This window comes from Arthrobacter sp. NyZ413 (genome assembly GCF_049390645.1).
GTDB lineage: Bacteria > Actinomycetota > Actinomycetes > Actinomycetales > Micrococcaceae > Arthrobacter.
Window position 1 is genome coordinate 39,289 of sequence record NZ_CP155434.1, and the last position, 23,058, is coordinate 62,346.

Genomic DNA, 23,058 nt, shown 5'->3' on the forward strand with positions numbered 1-23,058 from the left:
TGGACCGGCCGGCGGGAAGGATACCGGCGTTTTGAATTACAGCGGGATTCCACGGTGGATCTATGGCTTGGCGGCAGTAGGCGGCTTGTTCGTCCTGCTGCCCTTGGCCGCCATGGTGCTAAAGGTCGACTGGACCCAATTCATCCCTTTGGTGACGTCCGAATCCTCGCTCACGGCACTCGGGCTCAGCCTCAGGACATCGGCGGCCAGCACGGCCTTGTGCCTGATCCTCGGTATTCCCTTGGCCATTGTCCTGGCCCGCCGGCCGTTCCGCGGGCAACGCTTCCTCCGTGCCTTCGTCCTCCTTCCGTTGGTCCTGCCGCCGGTGGTGGGCGGGATCGCGCTGCTTTACACCTTCGGGCGCCGGGGGTTGTTGGGCAAGAACCTTGAGCTCGCGGGCATCCAGATAGCGTTCTCGACGACGGCCGTTATCCTGGCGCAGACCTTCGTCGCCCTGCCGTTCCTGGTGGTCAGCCTCGAAGGCGCCCTGCGAACGGCCGGCAACCGCTACGAGGCCGTGGCCGCGACGCTCGGCGCCAGGCCCACCACCATCCTGAGGCGCGTGACGCTGCCCATGGTCCTCCCCGGCGTCGCTTCCGGTGCGGTGCTGTCCTTCGCCCGCAGCCTGGGCGAGTTCGGCGCCACGCTGACGTTCGCAGGGAGCCTCCAAGGCGTCACACGGACTTTGCCGCTGGAAATCTACCTGCAGCGGGAGACCGACCCGGATGCCGCCGTCGCGCTTTCCTTGGTGCTCGTCGCGGTAGCGGTGATCGTGGTCGGGCTGTCCTACCGGCGGCCACGCCACGCTACAGTGCCGGTGGAGGCGGCCATATGACCTTCCATATCGAAGCCACCCTCCGGGACCGCAAGTTGGACGTGTCCCTGAGCCTCGGACAGGCGGAAACCGTAGCGATCCTCGGTCCCAACGGGGCCGGAAAATCGACCCTGCTCTCCGTCGCGGCCGGCCTTTTGCGGCCCGACGCCGGTTCTGCCCGCCTTGGCGAGCGGCTGCTGTTCGACTTCGACGGCGGCAACAGGGTCTGGACCCCGCCGCACCTTCGCGGGACGGCCTTGCTCGCCCAAGAGCCGTTGCTCTTCCCGCACTTGAGCGTCCTGGACAACGTCGCCTTCGGTCCGCGCAGCGCAGGGGCCTCCCGCGCCTATTCCCGCGACGTCGCACGCCACTGGCTCGCCGAAGTGGACGTCGCCCAATTGGCCGAAAGGAAGCCGGCCCAGTTATCGGGCGGCCAGGCGCAACGCGTGGCCGTGGCGCGGGCCCTCGCGGCAAGTCCGGAACTGCTGCTCCTCGACGAGCCGATGTCCGCGCTGGACATCCACGCGGCGCCGCATTTGCGCCGGCTCCTCAAGAGGGTGCTCACAGGGCGCCGAGCTTTGATCATCACCCATGACGTCCTGGATGCGCTCATGCTCGCGGATCGCGTGATCGTCATGGAAAAGGGCAGGATTGTTGAGGAAGGCGCCACAAAGGAGGTGTTCCGGCGCCCGCGTAGCCCCTTCGCAGCGGGCCTTGCCGGAGTGAACCTCCTGGCTGGAACCGTCACCGAGGATGGCCTCCGGACGCCGGCCGCCGCGGAAGTTGGCAGCTTGCATGTCGCCGGCCTCCTTGACGAGGAAGCGGAACCGGGCCGGCCAGGGGTCGCCGCCTTCCCGCCGTCGGCCGTTTCCGTTTTCCCGGATGCCGCGCACGGCAGCCCGCGAAACTCATTCCCGGTTTCCATCACGGACCTCGAACCGCACGGCGACCACATCCGGGTGCGAGCCGGCGACCTCGCAGCGGACATCACTCCCGCGGCTTCCGCCGAACTGGGGCTCGGGCCGGGGTCGCACGTGTACTTCGTGGTGAAGGCCACAGCTGTGCAGGTGTACGCCGCATAGAGCAGCGGGCTGCGCAGGCCGCCGTGCCGCTGAGCGGGTGGGCGGCGCGGTACTGTGAACTGGTGCCTGCCGATCAAGAATCCCTGCCCGAGGTGCCCGAGCTTCCCGAGGTGCCTGAGCTTCCCGAGGTGCCCGAGGCGCTTGGAACGCCGGAGCAGCCGCGACTGCGTTTCGCGTACGTAGCCGGCGTGACTCCTGGAAAGTGGATCCGGCGCTGGGAAGAGCGCATGCCCCATGTCCCGCTGCAGTCCTTCATGTGCGACGACGCCGCGCAGCTTGAGGTTTTGCGTGACGGTTCGGCGGACCTCAGCTTCGTCCGGCTGCCGGTGGACCGGGAGGGCCTCCACGTCATCCCGCTTTACGAAGAACAACCAAGCGTAGTGGCACCGAAAGGCCACGAAATTTCGGTGTTCGACGAAGTGGCGCTGGAGGATCTCTCTGAAGAGCATTTCCTGGATGTGGCCGAAATGGGCGGCCCGGAAATGGCACTGCAGGTGGTGGCTTCCGGGGCCGGCCTGGTGATCCTGCCAATGCCGGTTGCACGACATTTCAACGTCAAGGACACGGTTGCGCGACGCTTGGCAGGGGCAGCAGGAACGGAGATTGGACTGGCTTGGCCAAGCGATGCCTCGAGCGAAGTCATTGAGGAATTCATCGGGATTGTCCGGGGCCGCACGGCACAAAGTTCGCGCCAGCCTTCGGCCCGGCAGGAGAAACCGAAAAAGTCCCCTCAGGCAGACCGGCGCGGCGGGGCTCGTTCGGGAGCGGCAGGCAAGAAGCCGGCCGTCGCGCAACGGTACGCCCCCAACCCGGACAAGGGACGCGGCAAGGGTTCCCGCAAGAAAGGCAGGCGCTAAGCCATGGGAGCTAAACCGACAATCCGGGACGTCGCTAAAAGCGCCGGAGTTTCCCTCACTACCGTGTCCTATGTCTTGTCCGGGCGCCACGGCGGAACCACCCGCATCAGCGAAGCAACGCAGGAGCGTGTCCAGGCGGCCGCCAAGGAACTGGGTTACGTGCCCAACCAGGCGGCCCGCGGGATGCGCCGCGGCAAGACCGACCTCGTGGCAATCGCCATCGGAGACCTTGAATGGCCGTGGGACCGCGCCCTGGCATCCGCCGCGGCGCGAATCTTGCCCGAGCACGGCTACCAGCCGGTAATCCTCCTCGGTGAAGGGTGGCGCAGGTTTATGCTTTCAGGCGGTGCCGACGGCGCGATCGTCGGCACCCTTCCGCCAGGCACCCTCCTTGACCTGACGGTAGGCGAGCTGGCGCGTCGCGGCGTCGCGCAGGTGGTCATCTCGGATGCGATGCAGCCAGCTGGCTTCGACGTCCTTGCACCCGGGGCGAATTCCGAGGCCACGGTTGCCGCTCCGGCCAGCGACGCCCTCGAAGGAGCGGTTAAATTGTTGCTGGACCGGCTCGCCGGCAGGACCATCGGCGCCGGGACCACGATTGCGGCGCCTTGGCAGTTCAGGCCATAGGGCGCTAGCTGTCCTTGAGCGGTTTCCGCGCCAGCCAGACGGCGACCTTTGCTATTTGGTCAGGCGGTACCGCTCAATCTGTTTAAGCCGCCGCTGGAGGCTGTCCCTCCGGGGGTGGGGGACGACGTCGGGGGCCTCGGCGGTGAGGTCGATGTGTTCGGTGCCGTACTGCCACAGCAGGAGGTCGTCCAGGAGGCGGTCCGGCCCGGGGGAGTAACGGTGGTCCAAGGCTTTGCGGACCTCGGTAATCCGATTGGCGCTCAGGAGCCCGGCAAGCTCAACGGTCTTGTTCAGTCCGTGTGCCGCGAGGAGCTCCGCAGCCCATCCCCAGTCATCGTCGACTTTACGGTCTACGTGGGGCAGGAGCGTACGCCAGACGTCACGAACGCGATTGGGAGTGAGCGGCATGGAACCTTCGCCCTCGAGGTCCCAATAGCCGCGGACCTCTTCGTAGCGTTCGTGGAGGTCGGCAAAAGCGCTCTCCACTGTTTCCAACATGGCCGCGGTAGCCGTGAACTGGCGATCGAAATGGGGCGTCCAAGCGCGCGGGTCCACAGCCTTGAAGCGGATATCGTGCTCGATCTCGCTCCAGGCGTGGGCGAACACGGTGCGGATCTGGCATTCGAAGAAGTAGCTGCCGTTCGTGGGAATGTCCGGATTGAAGACCTGCTGGTAGGCCCTCACGGACTCGTTCTGGATGGTCCGGAGGATGAGGTGCCGGCTGGAGTATCCGTAAGTACCGGACTCAATGGAGCCGATGTCCTTCTCGCGGTCCCCGCGGCAATCGAAAAGCTGGCGCTGGCGCTTGATCAGGTTGGCCACAGCGGCGTTTTCGGCCGGAAGCTTGGTGATAACGCGCAAGCCCACCATGTCGTTCAACGTGCGGAAGGGGTCGGGGAACTTCAGCACCCGCGGACCGCCGTCCAACGGCACCTCAGTGCGGGAAATCTTCTCCCGGAAGGACTCGACCGTCTTGGTGCGTCCCGTGACGAAAAGGGGAACCGATTCGCTGTCCTTGAGCATGTCCCGGAGTGTAAGCAGGACGTCGCGCGTCACGAGTTTCAAGGCAGGCCGGACGCGTTCGTAGAGCTCAACATTCGCTTGTACGGATTCGCGCAGCTGAGGATCCAAGCTGTCCCAATTGCTAGCCATGCTTCCAAGCTTACGGGGGCGGGCCGACAGTTTCCGGAGGCGGGCGGTGCGGCCCGCTAGCGGCTTCGGCTCCCGCCCGGGTCCAGTCCTTCGCGATAGGCTCGGCACAAAGGAGGACACGATGAAGCGGCAGAAGTACTACTACGGCGAGCACTCGAGTCAATGGGGCGAACTGTTCGCGCCGGACAACTCGCAAGGACCACACCGCAGTCGGACCGATGGCGTGGTGGTGGTGATCCACGGAGGATACTGGCGTTCGCAATATGGCGCCGAACTCGGTGAGCCGGTCGCCAAGGACCTCGCCGCGCACGGAATCGCCGCATGGAACCTCGAATACCGCAGGGCCGGCAACGGCGGAGGCTGGCCGCACACGTTCGAAGACATCCTGACGGGAATCGATCATCTTGGCGAGATCGCGGAAACGCACGGCCTCAACCTCAACAAAGTAGTCGCACTTGGCCACTCCGCGGGCGGCCACCTTGCAGTGTGGGCGGCTGGTCGCGAGAAGTTGTCAGGAATCGGTGCCGCCGACGCCGACCGGCAACTCCATAGGCACGAGAACGGCACGGCGGTAAAACTGTCCGGAGTCGTGAGCCAATCCGGGCTGTTGAACCTGGCGGATGCCGAACGCCTCAACTTGAGTAACGGCGCCGTGGACAACCTCATGGGTGGCGATTCCGTAAGATACCCGAAACGGCATATATACGCGGACCCCATGAGTTCGCTCCCGCTGAAGGTGCCGGTCTTTGCCGTCCACGCCGCGGCGGACGACGACGTCCCGTGCAGTCAGTCCGAGGCTTACGTTGCGGCCTCTACGGCTTCCGGCGGGGCGGCGCAGTTGCTCAAGGTGCCGGGGAACCACTATGACCTGATCGACCCCAGGGCCGTCGCATACAAGAAATGCCGGGAATTGGTGCAGCGGCTCCTCGTCTGAGCACAGTGGGCAAGTCACCGACGGTCATCGCGAGACGCGTGACACATGCGCGTGGCAGAGTTGTCCCATGCTGACAGTCATAGGTGAAGCTCTGGTTGATGTGGTCCAGCGACCCTCGGGGGTAACAGCGCACGTGGGCGGCAGTCCGCTCAACGTCGCTGTGGGACTCGCCCGGCTGGACCATCCCGTCCAGTTCATAGGCCGTTTCGGCAAGGACACCTACGGGGATTCGATCGCGGCGCACTTGCGCTCCAGTTCCGTCATGGTTCCGTTGCCGCCCGACGAGAACCCCACCAGCGTGGCCACCGCCCTGGTGGACGACGACGGCGCCGCCACCTACACGTTCGAACTCGCCTCGGAGCTTCCCGGGCTCGCGGCGCGATTGCCGTTCATGCTGCAAGGGACCTCGCTCCTGCATACCGGCTCCATCGCAACCATGTTGGAGCCAGGTGCGGCGGAAGTCCTTGCCGCCGTCGAGCACGCCCACCCGAGCGCCACCATCAGCTTCGACCCCAACTGCCGGCCCAGCATCATCGAAGACCGCGAGTACGCGCGCGGCCACGTGGAGCGCTTCGTGGCCCTCGCCGACGTCGTGAAGGCGTCCGACGAGGATCTCGAATGGCTCTACCCCGGCGTCGACGTCCTCGAATCGGCCCGGCGCTGGCTGACGCTGGGCGGCGATGGCGGGCCGGCGATCGTGGTGGTGACGAGGGGAGCGGAGGGACCCTGGGGCGTCACCGCGGCCGGCGAGGCAAGTATCCGCGCCCCGAAAGTGGAGGTTGCGGACACCGTAGGCGCCGGCGATTCGTTCATGGCGGCCCTCCTCTCGGCAGTCGTCGACCACGGACTCGCAGGCGCGCAGAACCGTGAGGAACTCCGCGGAATTTCGGTTGGAATCCTCGAAGGGATGCTCGACCATGCAGCGCGGGCTGCCGCCGTCACAGTCTCCCGACCTGGTGCGAACCCGCCGACGCGCGCCGAACTCAATGCGCTCAACCAGCCAGAACCCGAGGCAAATGTGGAAAGGCAGCCATGAAATACGAGGATCTTCCGGACGCTCCGTCGTTCAGCCTTACGAGCGAGTCGCTCGTCGATGGGGAAACCCTAAATCTCGCGCAGGCCAGCAAGCGGTTCGAGGTGGCCGGCGGCAAGGACGAATCGCCCCAGTTGAGTTGGAGCGGCGCTCCCGCGGCTGCCCAGGGCTTCGCGGTGACGGTCTTCGACCCCGACGCGCCCAGGGCAGGCGGTTTTTGGCACTGGGCCGTCGTCAACATTCCTGCTGGAGTCGATTCGCTGCCGGCGGGCGCGGGCGCAGAGGACAGTCCGGACCTGCCTGCGGGTGCCTTCCAGTTGAACAACGACGCCGGATTCGCCGGCTACCTGGGCGCCGCGCCTCCGCCCGGGCACGGTCCGCACCGGTACATCGTGGCCGTGCACGCCGTGGATGTCGAGGACCTTGGCCTTGGCGCCGGTGCGTCCCTGGACGCACTTGTGGGGAAGCTGGCATCCCATAGCGTGGGCCGCGCGAGCATTACGGGCCGCTTCGAACGCCGTTAGGGTTCCTCGGCACGGGGCCGTCCGGCCGGCCCACGTAGACTGACATAATGCGGCTCGTAGCAAGTGACATTGACGGAACCATCCTTGGCCATGACGGCAAGATCAGCAGCCGCACCATCCGCGCTTTCCACGCCTGCCGGGATGCAGGGATCGAGGTTGTCTTCGTGACGGGCAGGCCTCCGCGGTGGCTCTACCCGCTGCGGGAGCAGATGGGGCACACTGGCACGGTCATTTGTTCCAACGGCGCCGTGGTGTGGGACCTTGAAGCCGAGCAGCTGATTTCCGCGAAGACATTGAGCCTCGAATCCGTGCTCGAGGCGCGTCGGATCATCAAGGATCTCCGCCCCGACTCATTGTTCGCCGCGGAAACCCTCACCGGATTCCATCTTGAACCGGGGTTCATCGAGAACGAGACCAGCGAGCTCCTGGCCGAGTTCACCCCCGCGCCGTTGACGAAGACGCTCACGGCGGATGACGCCGTCGTGAAGTTCCTCGCCGTGACCCGGACCGGCACCCCGGACGATTTCCTCGCCCAGGTGCAGCCCACCGTCGCGCACCTCGTGGCGACCACCCACTCCGCTCCGCGGACCGCACTCCTTGAGATGTCCGCCCTAGGCATCAACAAAGCCGTGACGCTGGCCGATTTCGCGGCGTCCCGGGGCATCGGCGCCGCCGATGTGGTGGCTTTCGGTGATATGCCCAACGACGTCGAGATGTTGCGCTGGGCGGGCGACGGCTACGCGATGGCCAGCGGCCACCCTGAGGCAATTAGCGCCGCAGGGCAGCAGGCACCCCATTTCGACGACGACGGCGTGGCCCAGATCCTCGAGGCAAAGCTCGCCGCGCTGCGGGTCTAAGGGGTGCAGGACCGCAACCGATTACACAGCTTCAGTCCAACTTCCGTTCAACTCGTGCCCCTAGGCTCAAGCAGTAGCCGAATTCGACCGTAGGGGGACACGATGGCCAAGAGGAAGACCACGGGGTGGTCCGACGCCCCCGTTCGCCGTGCCGTGCCGGCCGAACATTGGAAGCAATTGCGCCGCGGCGACCGGGTACGCGTCACGATCGCCCCCGGCTTCGAAAACCCGGGCCAGGTGGACGCCGTCTCCGTTGACCACACCGTGGTCTGGGTGACCCTAGACGGCGGACGCGGACGCACGCTGGTGCATTGCGGAGACGGCGTGGAGATTGTCCCGCAGGAATCCTGACTTGATCGGTGGCTCTGCGTCGGCAGGTTACGCTACCCGTGTGAGCCAGAACTTGCCCTTTTTCACCCGAGCTGACGGCAGAACCGGACCGCTTGCCTTCGCCCATCGGGGGTTTTCGCCCGATGGATTGGAAAACTCGGCTGCTGCCTTCAAGGCAGCCCTCGATCTCGGATTCACGCACTTGGAAACCGACGCCCGCTCAACGGCGGACGGCACCGTTCTCCTCTTTCACGATGAAACCTTGGACCGTGTCACGGACGGCCACGGCACCATCTCCGATCTTGCCGCCGACGATATCGCCAAAACACGCATTAAGGGCATGGAAAGCATTCCCCTGTTGGCGGATGTGCTGGCCGAATTCCCGCAAGCCCGGCTGAATATCGACATCAAGGATTGGCACACGGTGGAACCGCTCGCCGGGGTGGTCGAAAGGCTCCAGGCACATGACCGCGTGTTGATCGCGAGCTTTTCCGACCGGCGTCGGCGGGCCGTCCTGCGCTTGCTGAGCCGCCGCACGGCGTCATCCGCGGGCATTCTGTGCAACGCACTTTTCGTGCTGTTAGGGCCGCTGCTTCCGGACTCCTGGCTGCGCAAGATCATGCACGACGTCGATGCGCTCCAAGTGCCTGCCCGGTACGGGTCCCTCCCTGTGGTGACGCCGCGCTTTGTGCGTCGGGCCCACCGTTTGGGACTCCAGGTACACGTCTGGACAATCAACGATCCCGCCGAGATGGACAGGTTGCTCGACCTCGGCGTCGACGGCTTGGTCACGGACCGGGCCGATCGGCTGAAGACCGTTCTGCAGGACCGGAACCAGTGGTGGTGAGCGCCTTGGCGCGAGCCTCCAGGAACGAGCGCTCGGCGTCGTTGTCCGTGAGTTCCCGCGCCTCGAGATAGGCGGCCGCCGCCTCTTTGGTGCGGCCGAGCCGCCGCAACAGGTCCGCTTTCACGGCGTGGAACAGGTAGTAGCTTCCCAGCTCAAGGCGCTCGACGGCGGCAAGCCCCGCCGCTGGACCGTCCACTTCCGCGAGGGCAATGGCCCGGTTCAGGGCCACCACCGGCGTTGGCTCGGCGGCGAGGAGTTGCTCATAGAGTGTGAGGACTTGGCGCCAATCCGTCTCTTCGGGCAAGGCGGCGTCGCTGTGCACCGCGTTGATGGCTGCTTGGATTTGGTATGGTCCCGGCATATTCCGCTTCAGGCATTGACGCACGAGCTCCTGGCCCTCGGCAATCAGCTCGCTGTTCCACAGGCTCCGGTCCTGGTCGGCGAGAAGGACGAGGCCGCCGTCGGGACCTGTCCGTGCACGCCGGCGGGCATCCAGCAAGAGCATGAGCGCCAACAGTCCCTTGGCCTCCGGCTCGTCCGGCATGAGTTCCTCGATGAGCCGTCCGAGGCGGATCGCCTCGCGGCACAGATCCTCGCGCACCAATTCCGTACCGGCACTCGCCGTGTATCCCTCGTTGAAGATGAGGTAGGCCACGGCCAGCACAGATGACAGCCTGGCTGGCAGTTCGGCTCCGCTCGGTATCCGGTAGGGGATGCGGGCGTCACGGATTTTCGCCTTCGCGCGGACCAGGCGCTGGGCCATGGTGGGCTCGGGAACCAGGAACGCGCGGGCGATTTCGGAAGTGGTCAGGCCGCCCAGGAGCTTGAGCGTCAAAGCCACTTGCGCACCCCGGTTGAGGGCAGGGTGGCAACAAGTAAAGATGAGCCGCAGTTGGTCGTCCTCCACGGCGTCCGCCTCCATCAACGTGGCGTCTTCGTTCAGCGCACCGTCTTCGCTCCGGAGGAGCGCGGACCGCGCGATCTTGTCCCGGCCGCTCGCTTCCCGCCGCAAGTGATCGATGGCCCGGTTCCTGGCTGTCGTGATGATCCATCCGGCCGGACTGGGCGGCAACCCCGCGTCCGGCCAGCGCGCAACCGCCTCCGCGAATGCGTCCTGGACTGCGTCCTCCGCTGCGTCGATACTGCCCAGGATACGGACCAACACCGCCACGGAGCGTCCATACTCCTGACGGAATATCTCTCCGATCTCGGAAATATGGACCACGGCGGAACTACTCCCGGTAGCCGGCGAACGGGCGGACTTCGATGGGAAGGGTGCTGGCTTCCGCGGCCTTTCGTGCCCATTCCAACGCCACGTCCAAATCCGGAGCTTCGATCACCCACAAGCCGCCGACGTGTTCCTTGGCCTCCGCGAAGGGCCCGTCGGTTGTGAGGACTTCGCCATCCTTCACGCGAACCACGGTGGCCGTATCCGCCGGGTGAAGGCCTCCCGTGAAGACCCACGCCCCGGCGTCGCGCATTTCCTGGTTCAGGACGTCGAGGTCCGCCATGATCTTGTTCAGGACGGCGGGTTCCGGAACGGGACCGTCGGGCTGGTAGATGCTGAGCAGGTAGCGTGACATGACTGTTCCTCCTTGGGTTGTGGCGCGGCTAGCTTGCCTGCGCCTCACCCCTTATACGAACGGCGTGCGCTGTTTTCGACATCTCGAGGTCAAGAAGTCGTAAAAAGCTCACCGTCTGCGAAAAAGCATAGTTCCGCTGGCAGGATTGGATCATGCGCATCCTGATCGCCCCGGACAAGTTCAAAGGTTCACTCACGGCAGCCGAAGCGGCGTCGGCCATCGCGGAAGGAGCACTGCGTGTGTATCCCGATGCCGTGGTCACCCAGTTCCCGATCGCCGACGGTGGCGAAGGAACCTTGGAAGCCGCGGTGGCGGCGGGCTATGAAGAGCGGATAAACGCAGTGGTTGGACCTATCCTGAAGCCCGTCGGTGCGGCGTGGGCATTCCGCAAGGATGCGTCCGGAGGCGGTACTGCGGTCATCGAGACCGCGCAGGCTTCCGGACTGGCGCACATGGAACCGACCCCGGAGAACTCCTTGCGCGCCCACAGCTACGGTTGCGGCCAGCTCATCGCCGCGGCCCTCGACGCCGGCGCCACCGAGATCGTGCTCGGCGTCGGCGGTTCGGCCATGTCCGACGGCGGCAGCGGCGCCTTGCGTGCCCTCGGGCTCAAGCCCCTTGACGCCGCGGGCAACGTGGTTCCGCTCGGCGGCGGCTCGCTCGCCGACGTCGTCGCGCTCGACGTGACGGAGCTGGATCCGCGACTGTCGGCAGTGCGGTTCCGGATCGCCGTCGACGTCCGTAATCCGCTCTTCGGAAGCAACGGCGCGGCACACGTTTTCGGTCCGCAGAAGGGCGCGGACCGCGACGCGGTGGAACTGCTCGACGCCGGGCTCCGCAACTGGGCGTCCCTCCTGCGGGAGGTGTCCGGCGAGGACGTGAACGTTCCGGGAGCCGGAGCGGCGGGTGGGTTCCCGGCGTCGTTCCTCGCGTTCGCGCAGGCATCGCTGGAAGGCGGATTCGCGCTCGTCGCCGGATTGACGGGGTTGCCCGGACAGCTTGACGGGACGGACCTGGTGATCACGGGTGAAGGGTCCATGGATTCCCAGTCGCTGACCGGGAAGGCGCCGATTGGCCTCGCCGATCTGGCCCGTGGGCGCGGCATCCCCGTGATTGTGGTGGCCGGAAGGATCCTGGTGACGCCCGAAGAGCTCGCGGAGCATGGCGTGGTAGCTGCGGCGCAGTTGTTGGACGTCGCACAGCGCCGCGATGGCCTGCCCGACGCCGCCGACGCCGTGGCGAATGCCGCCAAATACCTTGCGTTGGCCACGAGCCAAGTGCTGGAAGGCGCCTAACCACTCGGAGCATGCTCCTCCTTGGCCACGTGGGATGGACATAATCCGAATATGTCCATTGTTCAGCGCTAAGAGGGAGCATGCTCCGAGGGTTACCTCTTCTTTCCGGCCCTCTTCGCCGCCGCGTTCATCGCTGCCTTCGCCGCGGGAGGCAGCCCTGTTGTCTCGGTTTCAGGCTCGGCCACGGTCCCGCGCCACCGGGTGATCGCCTTCATTCCGTGATAGATCACCAAGGCTGCCGCCGAACCCAGGGCGATGCCTGTGAACTCAAGCTGGCCCACAGTCCATGTGTAGTCGGCAATGCCGATGATGAGCGACACGGCGGCGGTCGTAAGGTTGACCGGGTTGGCGAAATTGACCTTGTTCTGCACCCAGATCTTCACGCCGAGGACGCCGATCATGCCGTACAGCATGGTTGCGGCACCACCCAGGACGCCGGCGGGGACGGTCGCGATCAACTCGCCGAACTTCGGGGAGAAGCTCAGCAGAATGGCAAAGATACCGGCAACCCAGTAGGCCGCCGTCGAATAGACCTTGGTGGCCGCCATGACGCCGATGTTCTCGGCATAGGTGGTAGTGCCGGAGCCGCCGCCGAGCCCTGCGAGTACGGTCGCGGCGCCGTCGGCCATCAGCGCACGTCCTGAGACGCCGTCGAGGTTTTGGCCCGTCATCGCAGCAACGGACTTCACGTGCCCAACGTTCTCGGCCACGAGCACCAGGACCACCGGCACGAACAGGCCTATGACGCCCACGTGGAATTGCGGAGTCTGGAAATGCGGAAGCCCGATCCAGCCGGCCGCGTCAATCTTGGAGTAGTCCACCTCGCCGCGCATCATCGCCGTGAGGTAGCCGATCACAACGCCCACAAGGATGCTCAGGCGGCCAAGGATTCCGCGGAAAAGGACGCTCACCAGGATGATCGATACCAGTGTCACGAGCGCGGTTACAGGGGCTTTGTCGAAGTTCGCCTTCGCGGCAGGCGCCAGGTTCAGCCCGATCAGCGCGACGATCGCGCCAGTGACGATTGGCGGCATGAGCCTGTTGATCCATTCGGCGCCGAACTTCTGGACGACGGCGCCGATGAGTGCCAGTACGACGCCGGCAAGCAGCACTCCGCCGAGCGCGCCCGGAATGCCGAACTGTTGCTTCGACGCGAGGATGGGCGCGATGAAGGCGAAGCTTGAGCCGAGGTAGCTTGGAACGCGGCCTTTGGTGATCACCAGGAACAGCAGGGTTCCTATGCCCGAGAAGAACAGCGTGGTGGCCGGCGGCATGCCCGTGAGGATGGGAACCAGGAACGTCGCCCCGAACATCGCGACGACGTGCTGCATTCCGACGCCGATGGTCAGCGGCCACGCGAGCCGCTCATCGGGTGCCACGACATGCCCGGGACGGATCGTCTTGCCGTTTCCGTGCAGCTTCCATTTGGTTCCGAGCATGCTCATCGACGGGAGCCTTCCCTGAAAGTTGTGATTATTAGCCGGTGCAACCTTACCGCCCGAACGGTCTGTTGTTTCGGCTGTGTGGAACGTCACGCAGGTTCATGGGAAGAGGCGGAGCGAGGTTGAAGTTGCAACTATGGAATGCATAAGCGCCCGGCCGTTGACGGCTGCGGCACAGCGAAAGGTACGCGAATGACAATCGCCCATGAAGAAGCAGTGATTGACGCCGCAGCAGTCGACGCCATCTTTGCCGAAGCCCGCACCGCCAACTCCTTCTCCGGCGAGGTCACCGAGGAACAGGCCCGCGCCATCTACGAACTGACCAAGTTCGGCCCCACCGCCTTCAACTCGCAGCCGCTGCGCGTCACCTACGTCCGCTCGGCCGAGGCCCGCGCCAAGCTCGTAGACTCCCTGTCCAGGGGCAACCAGGCCAAGACCGCCTCCGCGCCGCTGGTCGCGATCCTTTCCTACGACGCCGCATGGCACGAGCAGTGGGACAAATTCCTCCCTGTCTACGGCGCCCCGAAGGCCATGTACGACGCCGATCCCGCCTTGGCTGCCTCCACCGGCAACAACAACGCCCACCTGCAGGCCGGCTACTTCATCCTGGCTGTCCGTTCGCTCGGTTTCGCCGCCGGTCCGATGACCGGTGCTGACTTCGCCGCGATCGACGCCGAGTTCTTCCCGGCGGGCGACCAGAAGAGCTTCCTCGTGGTCAACATCGGCCAGCCCGGCCCCGACGCTTGGGGCGAAGCGAAGCCGAAGTTCGCATACGAAGACGTCGTCCGCACGGTCTGACGCCCGCTCACTCATAACGCCTTTTTGACGATCGCCCGCTCACATCATGTGAGCGGGCGATCGCGTTCAAGCCGGTATAGGTGATGGAGCGCCGGAAACGCGGGTGGGAAACTTTCCTTATGCGGAACCTGATCCTCGTGGTGTTCGTCGAAGCCGTGGCTGACGGACTCGTGTTCCCGCGCACGGATTGGCCGCTGCACATCACCTTGTTGAGGTTCGACGTCGAGCCTTCGGAAGACGGCGACGTCGCCGAGCGCCTTGGCGAACTGGTCACGACGCCGGTGCGCGGCGCCTTGGGAACGATGCTTACCATAGGGCCCGACGACGGATTCGGTCACCAAGGATCCATCCCGGTCAGCCTGGTCGAGCGCCATCCCATCCTGCAAGGACTGCACGAGGAATTGTTCGACGCCGTCGCGCAAGTGGGTGGGAAGGTGGCGACCCCGCACTACGTCCTGGACCATTACCGCCCGCACATATCGCACCACGACGGCAAGCGCCCCAAGCCGGGTGACGCCGTCGTGCTCGACCAGATCGCCCTGGTGGACATGGCCCCCGGAGGCAACCACACGATCCGCCGGATCCTGAAGGTGTGGCGCGCCGAAACCTAATAGTTTGTGTACAGATGACCCCCCTTAAAACGCGTTTTAAGGGGGGAACCTGTACACAAACTCGGGGGGAGGTTAGGAGATCACGCTGTCCACGAGGGCCTTGGCTTCGTCCTGGACCTGCTTGAGGTGATCGGCGCCCTTGAAGGACTCTGCATAGATCTTGTACACGTCCTCGGTGCCGGACGGACGGGCGGCGAACCAGGCGTTCTCGGTGACCACCTTCAGGCCGCCAATGGGCGCGCCGTTGCCGGGGGCCTCGGTGAGCTTGGCGATGATTTCCTCGCCTGCCAGCGTGGTTGCCGAAACGTCCGACGACGAGAGCTTGCCGAGCGCTGCCTTCTGCTCACGCGTCGCGGCGGCATCGATCCGGGCGTAAACGGGCGAGCCGAACTGGTCTGTCAGGCCCTTGTAAAGCTGCGACGGCGACTTGCCCGCGACGGCCGTGATTTCCGAGGCGAGGAGGGCGAGCAGGATGCCGTCCTTGTCGGTTGTCCAGACGCTTCCGTCCTTCTTGTTGAACGAGGCACCGGCGGACTCCTCACCGCCGAATGCGCCTTCACCGGAGAGCAGGCCCGGCACGAACCACTTGAAGCCGACGGGAACTTCTACGAGCTTGCGTCCCAAGCCAGCCGCGACGCGGTCAATGATGGAAGACGAAACGAGGGTCTTTCCCACCACTGATGCGGGGTTCCAGCCAGTACGGTTCCGGTACAGGTAATCGATGGCGACGGCGAGGTAATGGTTCGGGTTCATCAGGCCGCCGTCGGGTGTAACGATGCCGTGGCGGTCGGCGTCGGCGTCGTTACCGGTAGCGACGTCGAACGCGCCTGAGGCGCCGTCAGACATCCGCTTGATGAGCGAGGCCATGGCCGACGGCGAGGAGCAGTCCATGCGGATCTTCTCGTCCCAGTCGAGGGTCATGAATGCCCACTGGGGGTCAACGGTGGGGTTGACCACCGTGAGGTCAAGCTGGTGACGTTCGCCGATCTCGCCCCAGTAGTCGACGGAAGCGCCACCCATGGGGTCGGCCCCGATACGCACGCCCGCGGCACGGATCGCGTCGAGGTCAAGGACGGCCGGGAGGTCGTCCACGTAGCTGCTCAGGAAGTCGAACTTGCCTGTGGATTCAGCCTTGAGGGCGTCGTTGAGGGGAATCCGCTTGACTCCACGCAGCCCGTTCTCAAGCAGTTCGTTGGCGCGGTTGGCGATCCATCCCGTGGCATCCGTGTCAGCCGGGCCACCGTGCGGAGGGTTGTACTTGAAGCCACCATCGGCCGGCGGGTTGTGGCTCGGGGTGACCACGATGCCGTCTGCCTGGGGCTGCCCCGGTGCCACTTGGCTGTTGTACTTGAGGATCGCGTGGCTCAGGGCCGGAGTGGGCGTGTAACCGTGCCGCGCGTCGATGAGCACGGTGACGCCGTTCGCCGCGAGGACTTCCAAAGCCGAGTTCTGGGCGGGTTCGCTGAGGCCATGGGTGTCCTTTGCGAGGAACAGCGGACCGGTGATGCCCTGGCCCGCGCGGTATTCCACGATCGCCTGGGTGATGGCGAGGATGTGGCCTTCGTTGAAGGATGCTTTGAGGCTCGAGCCCCGGTGCCCGGAGGTGCCGAATGCCACGCGCTGCGCGGGATCGTTGAGATCCGGCTTTACGTCGTAGTACGCGTCAAGGAGCGCGGTGATGTCTACAAGGTCCTGGGGAAGGGCAACTGTGCCCGCACGGCTAGCCATTGACCCAGCATGCCAGACGGTCCGCCGAGCTTGAAGAGAAATGTGGGTTTTGCGACGCCTGTGACATCGTATTTCCGCGATCCGCGCAAAGATTCACTACGCGTTTACCAGAGTGCGGCACGACGTTGGCGCACCGCGATTCCGCGCTTATGCGCTTGGTCGCCCGGCGGTAGGCTGGGCAGAAAGACTCGCAAGGGGGAAATCCATGACAGACCAGCCAGCCAAACCCGAGAACGCACCTGACGGTGACGAAACATCCGGCACCGAAGCATCCGCCGCCGAAACCCACGCTCCCGAAGCCCACGCTCCCGAAACCCACGCTCCCGAAACCCACGGTGACGAGGCGCCTAAAGGCTACGAACCGCCGTCGTACGTTCCGCCGGCCCCGCAACCGGGCGACGACCCGTACGGCAGCCGGCCATTCGCCGCTCCATCCGAGCATGGCTCCTCCGGCCAGCAGGCACCGTACGGCCAGCAGGAACAGTACGGCCAGCCGCAGGCGCCGTACGCGCAACAGCCGGGGGGACCGGGCCAGTACGGCCAGCCTTCCAATCCTTACGGCCAGCCCGCATCGCCTTATGCCCAACCGTCGCAAGGGCAGTACGGCCAGCCGGCGAGCCCCTACGGCCAGCCCGCGTACTACGGCATGCCCGTGGAGCCGAAGGGCTTGAGCATCGCGAGCATGTGCTGCGGCATCGCCGTCTTCGTGGGCCTCGGTTTCTTCGTCCTACCGCAGATCGCCGCTGTGATCCTTGGCCATATGGGCCTCAAGAGGGAACCGGCGGGCAAGGGCATGGCCATTGCGGGCCTGGTGATGGGGTACCTCGGGATCGCCGGAGCGGTGCTCTTTTGGGTGTTCATCGCGATTTTCGCGGCCAGCGCCTCGCGCTATAACTACAACTACTAGCGACAACGACGCCGGCCGGCACGTTCGGCGGGAATCCCGCCTGACGCCGGCCGCCGTCGTTCGCTGCCGTTGTTCGCTTAAGGGTCGCCCTAGCGGACCCCGGCCATCAACTTCCTGATGGCCTGTGAGGCCGCTGCCAAAGCAACCGCAATGACGACGGCGGTGCCGCCGACGCCCAGGAAGTACGGCAGCTCGTTGGCCGGGTTGTAAAGCCCGGCCAGGATGCCGGCCAACGTGGTGCCGAGGGAGACGGACAGGAAGAACAGCGCGACCATCTGGGTGTGGAACGCCTTGGGCGCAAGCTTGGTGCTCACGGACAGGCCGATCGGGGACAGGAACAGTTCCGCCAAGGTAAAGAGGAACAGGATTCCCACGAGCGCCAGCAGCGGCGTCTTGCCCGTGCCGGCAAGGGGAATGAAGGCGATGAACGCCAGGCCCATGATGAAGAGTCCGGCGGCAAACTTGATGGGGGAGCCGGGCTGCTTCGGGCCGAGTTTGGTCCACAAAGCAGCCATCACGCCGGCAAACACGATGATGAACACCGGGTTGATGGACTGGACCCAGGCCGCCGGCATTTCCCAGCCGAAGAGGTTGCGGTCCAGTTTCTCCTCCGAGTAGACGGCGATGAACGTGAACTGCTGCTGGAAGAGTGCCCAGAACGCCGCCGAGGCGATGTAGAGCGGGATGAACGCGGTGACGCGCTTACGCTCGAGCGGCGTGACCTTCTTGCTTCGGAAGATCATGGTGAAGTACAGGACCGATGCCGCGATGGCCGCGTACGCGATGCTGCGTGCGAGGTTGCCGGGGTTGACCGCTCCGCTCGCCAGCAATACGGCGATCACGACGGCGATGCCCAGGAAGATGAGCCCGTAGCGTTTGCGCTGGGCGTCGGGGAGCGGGTTCGGGACGCGGTGCGCTTCTTCTGGAAGCTTGTTGCGGCCGAGTGCGTAGATCGCGAGGCCGATCGCCATGCCGATCGCGGCGGCGCCAAAGCCCCAGTGGAAGCCGTTGCTTTCCTGGAGCCAGCCGGTCACGAGCGGACCGATCAAGCCACCAAGGTTGATACCCATGTAGAAGATGGAGAAGCCGGCGTCGCGGCGTTCGTCCTTCTCGCCGTAGAGGCTTCCGACCAGCGCCGTGGCGTTTGCCTTGAGGCCGCCGGAACCGATGCCGACCAAGACCAGGCCGGCAACCAGGCCCGGGATGCCGGGAAAGAGCGCCAATGCGATGTGGCCGGCCATGATCATGATGGCGGAGCCGAAAAGCACCCGTTCCGAGCCGAAGATCCGGTCTGCCAGCCAGGCGCCCAGGATCGTGGAGAGGTACACGCCGCCGCCGTAGGCGCCGACCAGCCCGGCCGCGAGGGCTTTGTTGATCCCGAGACCGCCTTGGTCTGCGGTGAAGTACATGTAGTAGAGAAGGATTCCCTGCATGCCGTAGAAGGAGAATCGTTCCCACATCTCGACGGAAAACAGGCTGGCCAGCATCTTTGGGTGGCCGAAAAATGACGTGTCGCCCGGGGTTGTGGCGGGTTTCACAGTTTTCAGAGGTGTGCTCATTCACACCATGTTCGCATTGTGGACGGGTATTGTCATATTTCCGAATGTCTGGAGCAACTATCGAAGGGGGTGAGTCGCAGTATTTTTTAGGCTCCGAGTTGCCCTGCGAGCTGCAGCAGCAAGAGTTCGCTGCCGGGTTTTCCGATGAGCTGGATCCCCATCGGAAGGCCTTCGCCGGGTGCCGGCCCGGTCCAATGCACGGGGACCGTGACCGCCGGGAGCCCGCATACGTTCACCATGGACGACCACGGCGCGAACTCGCACTGCTTTCTGTAGTCGTCGTCGGCGTCGCCCGGCCAGTCCGGTGACGGCCATTCCCCGCCGCCCGAAGTTGTCCCCGTGAACCAGCCCACGGGCCGCGGAGCCTGCGCCAGCGACGGCGTCAGGATGAGGTCCCACTGCGCATACTGGGCCACAGTGTCGTGGGCGAATCGGCGCAGGAATACCAAGGCCTCATTGACCTTCGCAACGCTACGCTGTTGCGCCCTGCGGCGGAACGTCCGCGTCAGCGGTGTCAGCAGGGCTTCACGCTGCGGCAGGATACGCGCGTTTCCGACGCCGGCGGTCCAGGCTGTGGTGAAAGCGTCCGGATAGCGGTTGTCGTAGCGGATCTCGGCCTCGAACACGGAATGGCCTGCCGCCGTCAGCAGTTGGATGCCCGTGGCGAGGGCGTCCAAGGCGTCCTGTTCCACCGTGAAAGGGAAGGTCTTGTCCCAAGGACTGTCCAGGCTGACGCCGATGCGCAAGCCCTCCGGTGCTTCATCAACGGATGCCAGGTATCCGCGTTCCGGTGCGAGCTCGTGCGGCACCAAGGCATCCATCATGAGGGCGGCATCCGCGGCGGACAGTGCCAGGGGCCCGGCGACAACCAAGCGGGCGGCGTCGCCCGTACTCTCACCGGAAGGCACGAGACCGCGTCCCGGTTTCAGGCCCACCAGCCCACATGCCGCAGCGGGAATACGAATGGAACCGCCGCCGTCGGACCCCGGCGCGAAGGGAACCAAGCCGGCGGCTACGGCGGCAGCGCTGCCGCCCGATGAACCGCCAGAGCTCCGGCTCAACGCGTGCGGATTGCGCGACGGCGGTGCGACGCGGTTTTCGCTGTACGCCGTCAGCCCGAACTCCGGAACCTGGGTCTTCCCGAGCGATATGGCTCCAGCGCCTTTGAGTGCTGCCGCGAGGGCACCATCTTCCGGAGCCGGCTTGCGGTCCAGCGCCGCGCTTCCGTGCGTGGTCACCACGTCGGCAACGTCGGTGAGGTCCTTGAACGCCAGCGGCATTCCGTGGAGAAGTGGAAGGTTTTCCCGTTTGGGCTGTGCGTAGGCGGCGTCGGCCAGGCGGGCGTCCTTCATGGCCTGCTCCGCCGTCACGGTGACGAACGCCCCGAGGGAGCGGTTTCGTTGCTCGATCCTCGCCAGGAAGTGCTCCGCAACCTCGACGGCGGACGCGTGGCCTCCGGCGAGGACCTGGCGCAACTCGGTGGCGCCAAGTTCGTGGATTTCAGCCAAGGAAGCGGGACTCCAGTTGCTCTTCAACCGCGATCGGCTCGCCGGAATCGCCGGTCGCCGCAGTCACTCGATAGGCGGACTTGCCCTTGACTTCGGTGACCACGTCCACGAGCTTCGTGTCCTGGTAAACCAGCCCGACGCCGTCGTCCGTGCAGTGGGTTTCGCCCAAGACGCCTTCGGACACGAGCTTGTGGACGAGCGGGCGCCGGCCCGGCTCGGAGTCGTAATGGACGCCGTTGGCGTAAGGGAGGAGGCCCAGGCCGTTGGTGACCGCGCGCAGTTCGGGGCCGTAGGAATCGGTGGTGCCGCCTTCGAACCAGCAGATGGAGCCTGCCGACACCCCGGCAAGCACCACGCCGTGGTCCCAGACCCGCTTGAGGATCGCGTCGAAGCCGTGCGCGCGCCAGACCGCAAGGAGGTTGACCACCGAGCCGCCGTTGACCCACACCACGTCCTGTTCCAGGAGATGGGCTTCCGGATCAGCATGGTTGGGCATGGTGAAGAGGTTTACATGGGTGAAGTCGAAACCGGAGATCCGGGCAGCCTGGTCCAACTCGGCTGCGAACCAGCGCTGGTCTCCGGACGCCGTACCGAGGTGCGCAACGCGCGGGGCTCGGCCGCTCACTCCGGAGAGTTCCACCGCGTGGTGGACCAGCAGGTCGAACTCCATCCTGGTGCGGTGGCCTGATTTATACCCGCCGGAGGTCGCCAAAATGGTGCGCTCCCTAGCCGCCATGTGGCTTCCTCCTGACTTGGTGGGTTGTGGTCCGTGCGCCGTCCTTGCGGCGGCGATCGTTAGCCAAGACTAATGCTGCGGCGGGGGAGTGAGGAAGCGTTGGACCCCCGCACGCCGCGGGGGTTGCTCCGGTGGGCGGCCCGGGGTGGGGATAGGCTTGAATTAGATCCGATTTCCGTTGGAAGGAACTCATGTGAGCGATTTCGAGACCGTGCCCGTAGGCGATGTTCCTGCTGACGCGAAGATCTTGGACGTCCGGGAGGATTACGAATGGGAAGCGGGCCACGCCGTCGGGGCCCTGCATATTCCCCTGAACGAGATTCCGGCCCGCTTGGACGAACTCGATCCCGACGAGGACTTGTTCGTTATTTGCCGGACGGGCGGCCGATCGTTCCGAGCTGTCCAATGGCTTGTGGGTCAGGGATACAGCGCCACGAACGTCGCCGGCGGGATGGACATGTGGCTGGAAACCGGCCGGCCCATGGTCTCGGAGAACGGCCTCAAACCGGTCGTCCTCTAGTTCGAAGCATTACCCCTAAGGAATATTTGATGCCGGCGTCCGCGCTCACCTACACCTTCCTCGGCCCGGAAGGCACTTTCACCGAGGCCGCCCTCCTGCAGGTTCCCGGCGCCGCCGAGGCAAACCGGGTGCCGTGCTCCAACGTGAACACCGCTTTGGAACGGGTGCGCCAAGGCCAAGCGGATGCGGCCATGGTGCCCATCGAGAATTCGGTGGAGGGCGGCGTGACGGCCACGCTGGACGCCATCGCCACAGGCGCGGAACTTCGGATCATCCGCGAAGCCCTTGTGCCCATCACTTTCGTTTTGGTGGCCCGCCCCGGAGTGAAGATTTCGGACATCCGACGAGTTTCCACGCACGGCCATGCCTGGGCCCAGTGCCGCTTGTGGGTCGATGAAAATATCCCGAATGCGGAATACGTTCCCGGCTCCTCAACCGCGGCAGCCGCCGTCGGGCTTCTCGAAGACGGAGCGCACTACGAAGCGGCCATTTGCGCCCCGCTTGTCGCGGCGGAGAGGCCCGGCCTGAACGTGCTTGCCGAGAACATCGGCGACAACCCGGGCGCGGTCACGCGCTTCGTGCTCGTCAGCCGGCCCGGAGCGCTCCCGGACCGCAGCGGCGCAGACAAGACCACCGTCGTCGTACCTCTTCCGGAGGACCGCCCTGGCGCCTTGATGGAGATCCTGGACCAGTTCGCCTCAAGGGGCGTCAACCTTAGCCGGATCGAATCCCGGCCCACGGGGCAATACCTCGGCCACTACTTCTTCAGCATTGACGCCGACGGGCACGCGTCGGACGCACGGGTCGCGGACGCCCTCGCCGGCCTGCACCGCATCAGTCCCGCCACGCGATTCCTGGGTTCCTACGCGCGGGCGGATCAACAAAAGGCAGTCGTTTCGCCTCACACATCGGATGCCGCCTTCTCGTCGGCCCACGCTTGGGTCCGAAGCATTCTGGAGCCGGAATCGAGCGCCGACCCTATTCCACAGGCGCTGGATAATTGACTCTTCAACCCCTATCGCGTGGCTGAAACTGTGCGTATGCTTGCTTGATCCATAGAGGATGGACGCATGCCCCAAACGGAGGGAGCGGGCCATGTCAGGAAATAAGAATGACACCAGCGGACAGGGAATGATCGTCAACCCGAAGCCCAAGGCGGACAACCAGGATTGGGACGGGGACGAGGCCGACCGCGCTGATCGCCTGCGTTTCGAGGAAGAACAAGCGATGATCCGCGAGCAGTCCGAAGCCCGTGCGGCTGCGAAAGCCGCGGCAGAACGCAAAGCGGCAGAAGAAGTCCAACCCAGCGAATAG

At 65.2% G+C, this 23,058-nt stretch carries 25 protein-coding genes; 17 read left to right on the plus strand and 8 right to left on the minus strand.

What is annotated here, in order from left to right; translation table 11 throughout:
- Nucleotides 1–31 precede the first annotated feature (31 nt).
- From ABCW42_RS00200 to ABCW42_RS00215, 4 genes are all read left to right on the plus strand, one after another.
- Nucleotides 32–835: an ABC transporter permease gene (locus ABCW42_RS00200; RefSeq protein ID WP_423182988.1), complete on the plus strand. Its 804-nt coding sequence runs from the start codon at nt 32–34 to the stop codon at nt 833–835.
- Nucleotides 832–1,896 (plus strand): sulfate/molybdate ABC transporter ATP-binding protein, encoded by a 1,065-nt coding sequence (locus ABCW42_RS00205; protein ID WP_423182989.1) that lies wholly within the window; start codon nt 832–834, stop codon nt 1,894–1,896. Before ABCW42_RS00200 ends, ABCW42_RS00205 begins: the two co-directional genes overlap by 4 nt.
- Nucleotides 1,897–2,006: 110 nt before the next feature.
- Nucleotides 2,007–2,753: a LysR family transcriptional regulator substrate-binding protein gene (locus tag ABCW42_RS00210; RefSeq protein WP_423184968.1), complete on the plus strand. Its 747-nt coding sequence runs from the start codon at nt 2,007–2,009 to the stop codon at nt 2,751–2,753.
- Between the two features lie 3 nt (nt 2,754–2,756).
- On the plus strand, nt 2,757–3,380 hold the full coding sequence (locus ABCW42_RS00215) for a LacI family DNA-binding transcriptional regulator (RefSeq protein WP_423182990.1): 624 nt from the start codon (nt 2,757–2,759) through the stop codon (nt 3,378–3,380).
- Between the two features lie 51 nt (nt 3,381–3,431).
- On the opposite strand, the gene ABCW42_RS00220 is transcribed toward ABCW42_RS00215, so the two are convergent.
- Entirely contained in the window at nt 3,432–4,532 is a 1,101-nt protein-coding gene (locus tag ABCW42_RS00220; protein ID WP_423182991.1) for a GTP pyrophosphokinase, read from the minus strand.
- A gap of 121 nt (nt 4,533–4,653) precedes the next feature.
- Between ABCW42_RS00220 and ABCW42_RS00225 the strand changes: the two genes are divergently transcribed.
- The 6 genes from ABCW42_RS00225 (at nt 4,654) to ABCW42_RS00250 (ending at nt 9,057) form a co-directional block, all read left to right on the plus strand.
- Entirely contained in the window at nt 4,654–5,466 is an 813-nt protein-coding gene (locus tag ABCW42_RS00225; RefSeq protein ID WP_423182992.1) for an alpha/beta hydrolase, read from the plus strand.
- Nucleotides 5,467–5,533: 67 nt separating this feature from the next.
- On the plus strand, nt 5,534–6,502 hold the full coding sequence (locus ABCW42_RS00230) for a carbohydrate kinase family protein (RefSeq protein ID WP_423182993.1): 969 nt from the start codon (nt 5,534–5,536) through the stop codon (nt 6,500–6,502).
- Complete coding sequence (locus tag ABCW42_RS00235; protein WP_423182994.1) at nt 6,499–7,023, plus strand: YbhB/YbcL family Raf kinase inhibitor-like protein; 525 nt, start codon at nt 6,499–6,501, stop codon at nt 7,021–7,023. The genes ABCW42_RS00230 and ABCW42_RS00235 overlap by 4 nt, the downstream gene beginning before the upstream one ends.
- Before the next feature lie 47 nt (nt 7,024–7,070).
- On the plus strand, nt 7,071–7,880 hold the full coding sequence (locus ABCW42_RS00240) for an HAD family hydrolase (protein WP_423182995.1): 810 nt from the start codon (nt 7,071–7,073) through the stop codon (nt 7,878–7,880).
- Nucleotides 7,881–7,982: 102 nt separating this feature from the next.
- A complete protein-coding gene (locus ABCW42_RS00245) occupies nt 7,983–8,231 on the plus strand; it encodes a hypothetical protein (protein WP_423182996.1) in 249 nt (82 codons plus the stop codon).
- 40 nt (nt 8,232–8,271) lie between these two features.
- Nucleotides 8,272–9,057 (plus strand): glycerophosphodiester phosphodiesterase family protein, encoded by a 786-nt coding sequence (locus ABCW42_RS00250; RefSeq protein ID WP_423182997.1) that lies wholly within the window; start codon nt 8,272–8,274, stop codon nt 9,055–9,057.
- Here ABCW42_RS00250 and ABCW42_RS00255 read toward each other — a convergent pair.
- Together ABCW42_RS00255 and ABCW42_RS00260 are read right to left on the minus strand one after the other, a co-directional pair.
- The gene (locus tag ABCW42_RS00255) at nt 8,999–10,282 is read right to left on the minus strand and encodes an RNA polymerase sigma factor (RefSeq protein WP_423182998.1); all 1,284 of its coding nucleotides are present in this window, start codon (nt 10,280–10,282) and stop codon (nt 8,999–9,001) included. The genes ABCW42_RS00250 and ABCW42_RS00255 overlap by 59 nt on opposite strands.
- Nucleotides 10,283–10,289: 7 nt before the next feature.
- Nucleotides 10,290–10,640: a YciI family protein gene (locus tag ABCW42_RS00260; protein WP_423182999.1), complete on the minus strand. Its 351-nt coding sequence runs from the start codon at nt 10,638–10,640 to the stop codon at nt 10,290–10,292.
- A 152-nt stretch (nt 10,641–10,792) separates the two neighbouring features.
- Between ABCW42_RS00260 and ABCW42_RS00265 the strand changes: the two genes are divergently transcribed.
- Nucleotides 10,793–11,935: a glycerate kinase gene (locus ABCW42_RS00265; protein WP_423183000.1), complete on the plus strand. Its 1,143-nt coding sequence runs from the start codon at nt 10,793–10,795 to the stop codon at nt 11,933–11,935.
- Nucleotides 11,936–12,027: 92 nt separating this feature from the next.
- Here ABCW42_RS00265 and ABCW42_RS00270 read toward each other — a convergent pair whose 3' ends face one another.
- A complete protein-coding gene (locus ABCW42_RS00270; protein ID WP_423183001.1) occupies nt 12,028–13,380 on the minus strand; it encodes a uracil-xanthine permease family protein in 1,353 nt (450 codons plus the stop codon).
- 189 nt (nt 13,381–13,569) lie between these two features.
- Between ABCW42_RS00270 and ABCW42_RS00275 the strand changes: the two genes are divergently transcribed.
- A complete protein-coding gene (locus ABCW42_RS00275; RefSeq protein ID WP_423183002.1) occupies nt 13,570–14,175 on the plus strand; it encodes a malonic semialdehyde reductase in 606 nt (201 codons plus the stop codon).
- A gap of 119 nt (nt 14,176–14,294) precedes the next feature.
- Entirely contained in the window at nt 14,295–14,786 is a 492-nt protein-coding gene (locus ABCW42_RS00280; RefSeq protein WP_423183003.1) for a 2'-5' RNA ligase family protein, read from the plus strand.
- A 72-nt stretch (nt 14,787–14,858) separates the two neighbouring features.
- Here the strand turns inward: ABCW42_RS00280 and pgm are convergent, their stop codons facing one another.
- Nucleotides 14,859–16,514, minus strand: coding sequence for a phosphoglucomutase (alpha-D-glucose-1,6-bisphosphate-dependent) (pgm, locus tag ABCW42_RS00285; protein WP_423183004.1), 1,656 nt, complete (start codon nt 16,512–16,514; stop codon nt 14,859–14,861).
- Between the two features lie 205 nt (nt 16,515–16,719).
- Between pgm and ABCW42_RS00290 the strand changes: the two genes are divergently transcribed.
- Nucleotides 16,720–17,421, plus strand: coding sequence for a DUF4190 domain-containing protein (locus ABCW42_RS00290; RefSeq protein WP_423183005.1), 702 nt, complete (start codon nt 16,720–16,722; stop codon nt 17,419–17,421).
- Between the two features lie 89 nt (nt 17,422–17,510).
- Here the strand turns inward: ABCW42_RS00290 and ABCW42_RS00295 are convergent, their stop codons facing one another.
- The 3 genes from ABCW42_RS00295 to ABCW42_RS00305 form a co-directional block, all read right to left on the minus strand.
- Nucleotides 17,511–18,980 carry a peptide MFS transporter gene (locus ABCW42_RS00295; protein WP_423183006.1) on the minus strand — a complete coding sequence of 490 codons (1,470 nt, stop codon included), beginning with the start codon at nt 18,978–18,980 and terminating at the stop codon, nt 17,511–17,513.
- An 86-nt stretch (nt 18,981–19,066) separates the two neighbouring features.
- Nucleotides 19,067–20,488 (minus strand): amidase, encoded by a 1,422-nt coding sequence (locus ABCW42_RS00300; protein WP_423183007.1) that lies wholly within the window; start codon nt 20,486–20,488, stop codon nt 19,067–19,069.
- Nucleotides 20,481–21,224, minus strand: coding sequence for a Type 1 glutamine amidotransferase-like domain-containing protein (locus ABCW42_RS00305; RefSeq protein ID WP_423183008.1), 744 nt, complete (start codon nt 21,222–21,224; stop codon nt 20,481–20,483). The genes ABCW42_RS00300 and ABCW42_RS00305 overlap by 8 nt, the downstream gene beginning before the upstream one ends.
- Before the next feature lie 193 nt (nt 21,225–21,417).
- Here ABCW42_RS00305 and ABCW42_RS00310 point away from each other — a divergent pair, with 193 nt between their 5' ends.
- From ABCW42_RS00310 to ABCW42_RS00320, 3 genes are all read left to right on the plus strand, one after another.
- Entirely contained in the window at nt 21,418–21,744 is a 327-nt protein-coding gene (locus tag ABCW42_RS00310; protein WP_133203833.1) for a rhodanese-like domain-containing protein, read from the plus strand.
- A 29-nt stretch (nt 21,745–21,773) separates the two neighbouring features.
- Nucleotides 21,774–22,748: a prephenate dehydratase gene (pheA, locus tag ABCW42_RS00315; protein WP_423183009.1), complete on the plus strand. Its 975-nt coding sequence runs from the start codon at nt 21,774–21,776 to the stop codon at nt 22,746–22,748.
- 91 nt (nt 22,749–22,839) lie between these two features.
- Complete coding sequence (locus ABCW42_RS00320) at nt 22,840–23,058, plus strand: hypothetical protein (protein ID WP_423183010.1); 219 nt, start codon at nt 22,840–22,842, stop codon at nt 23,056–23,058.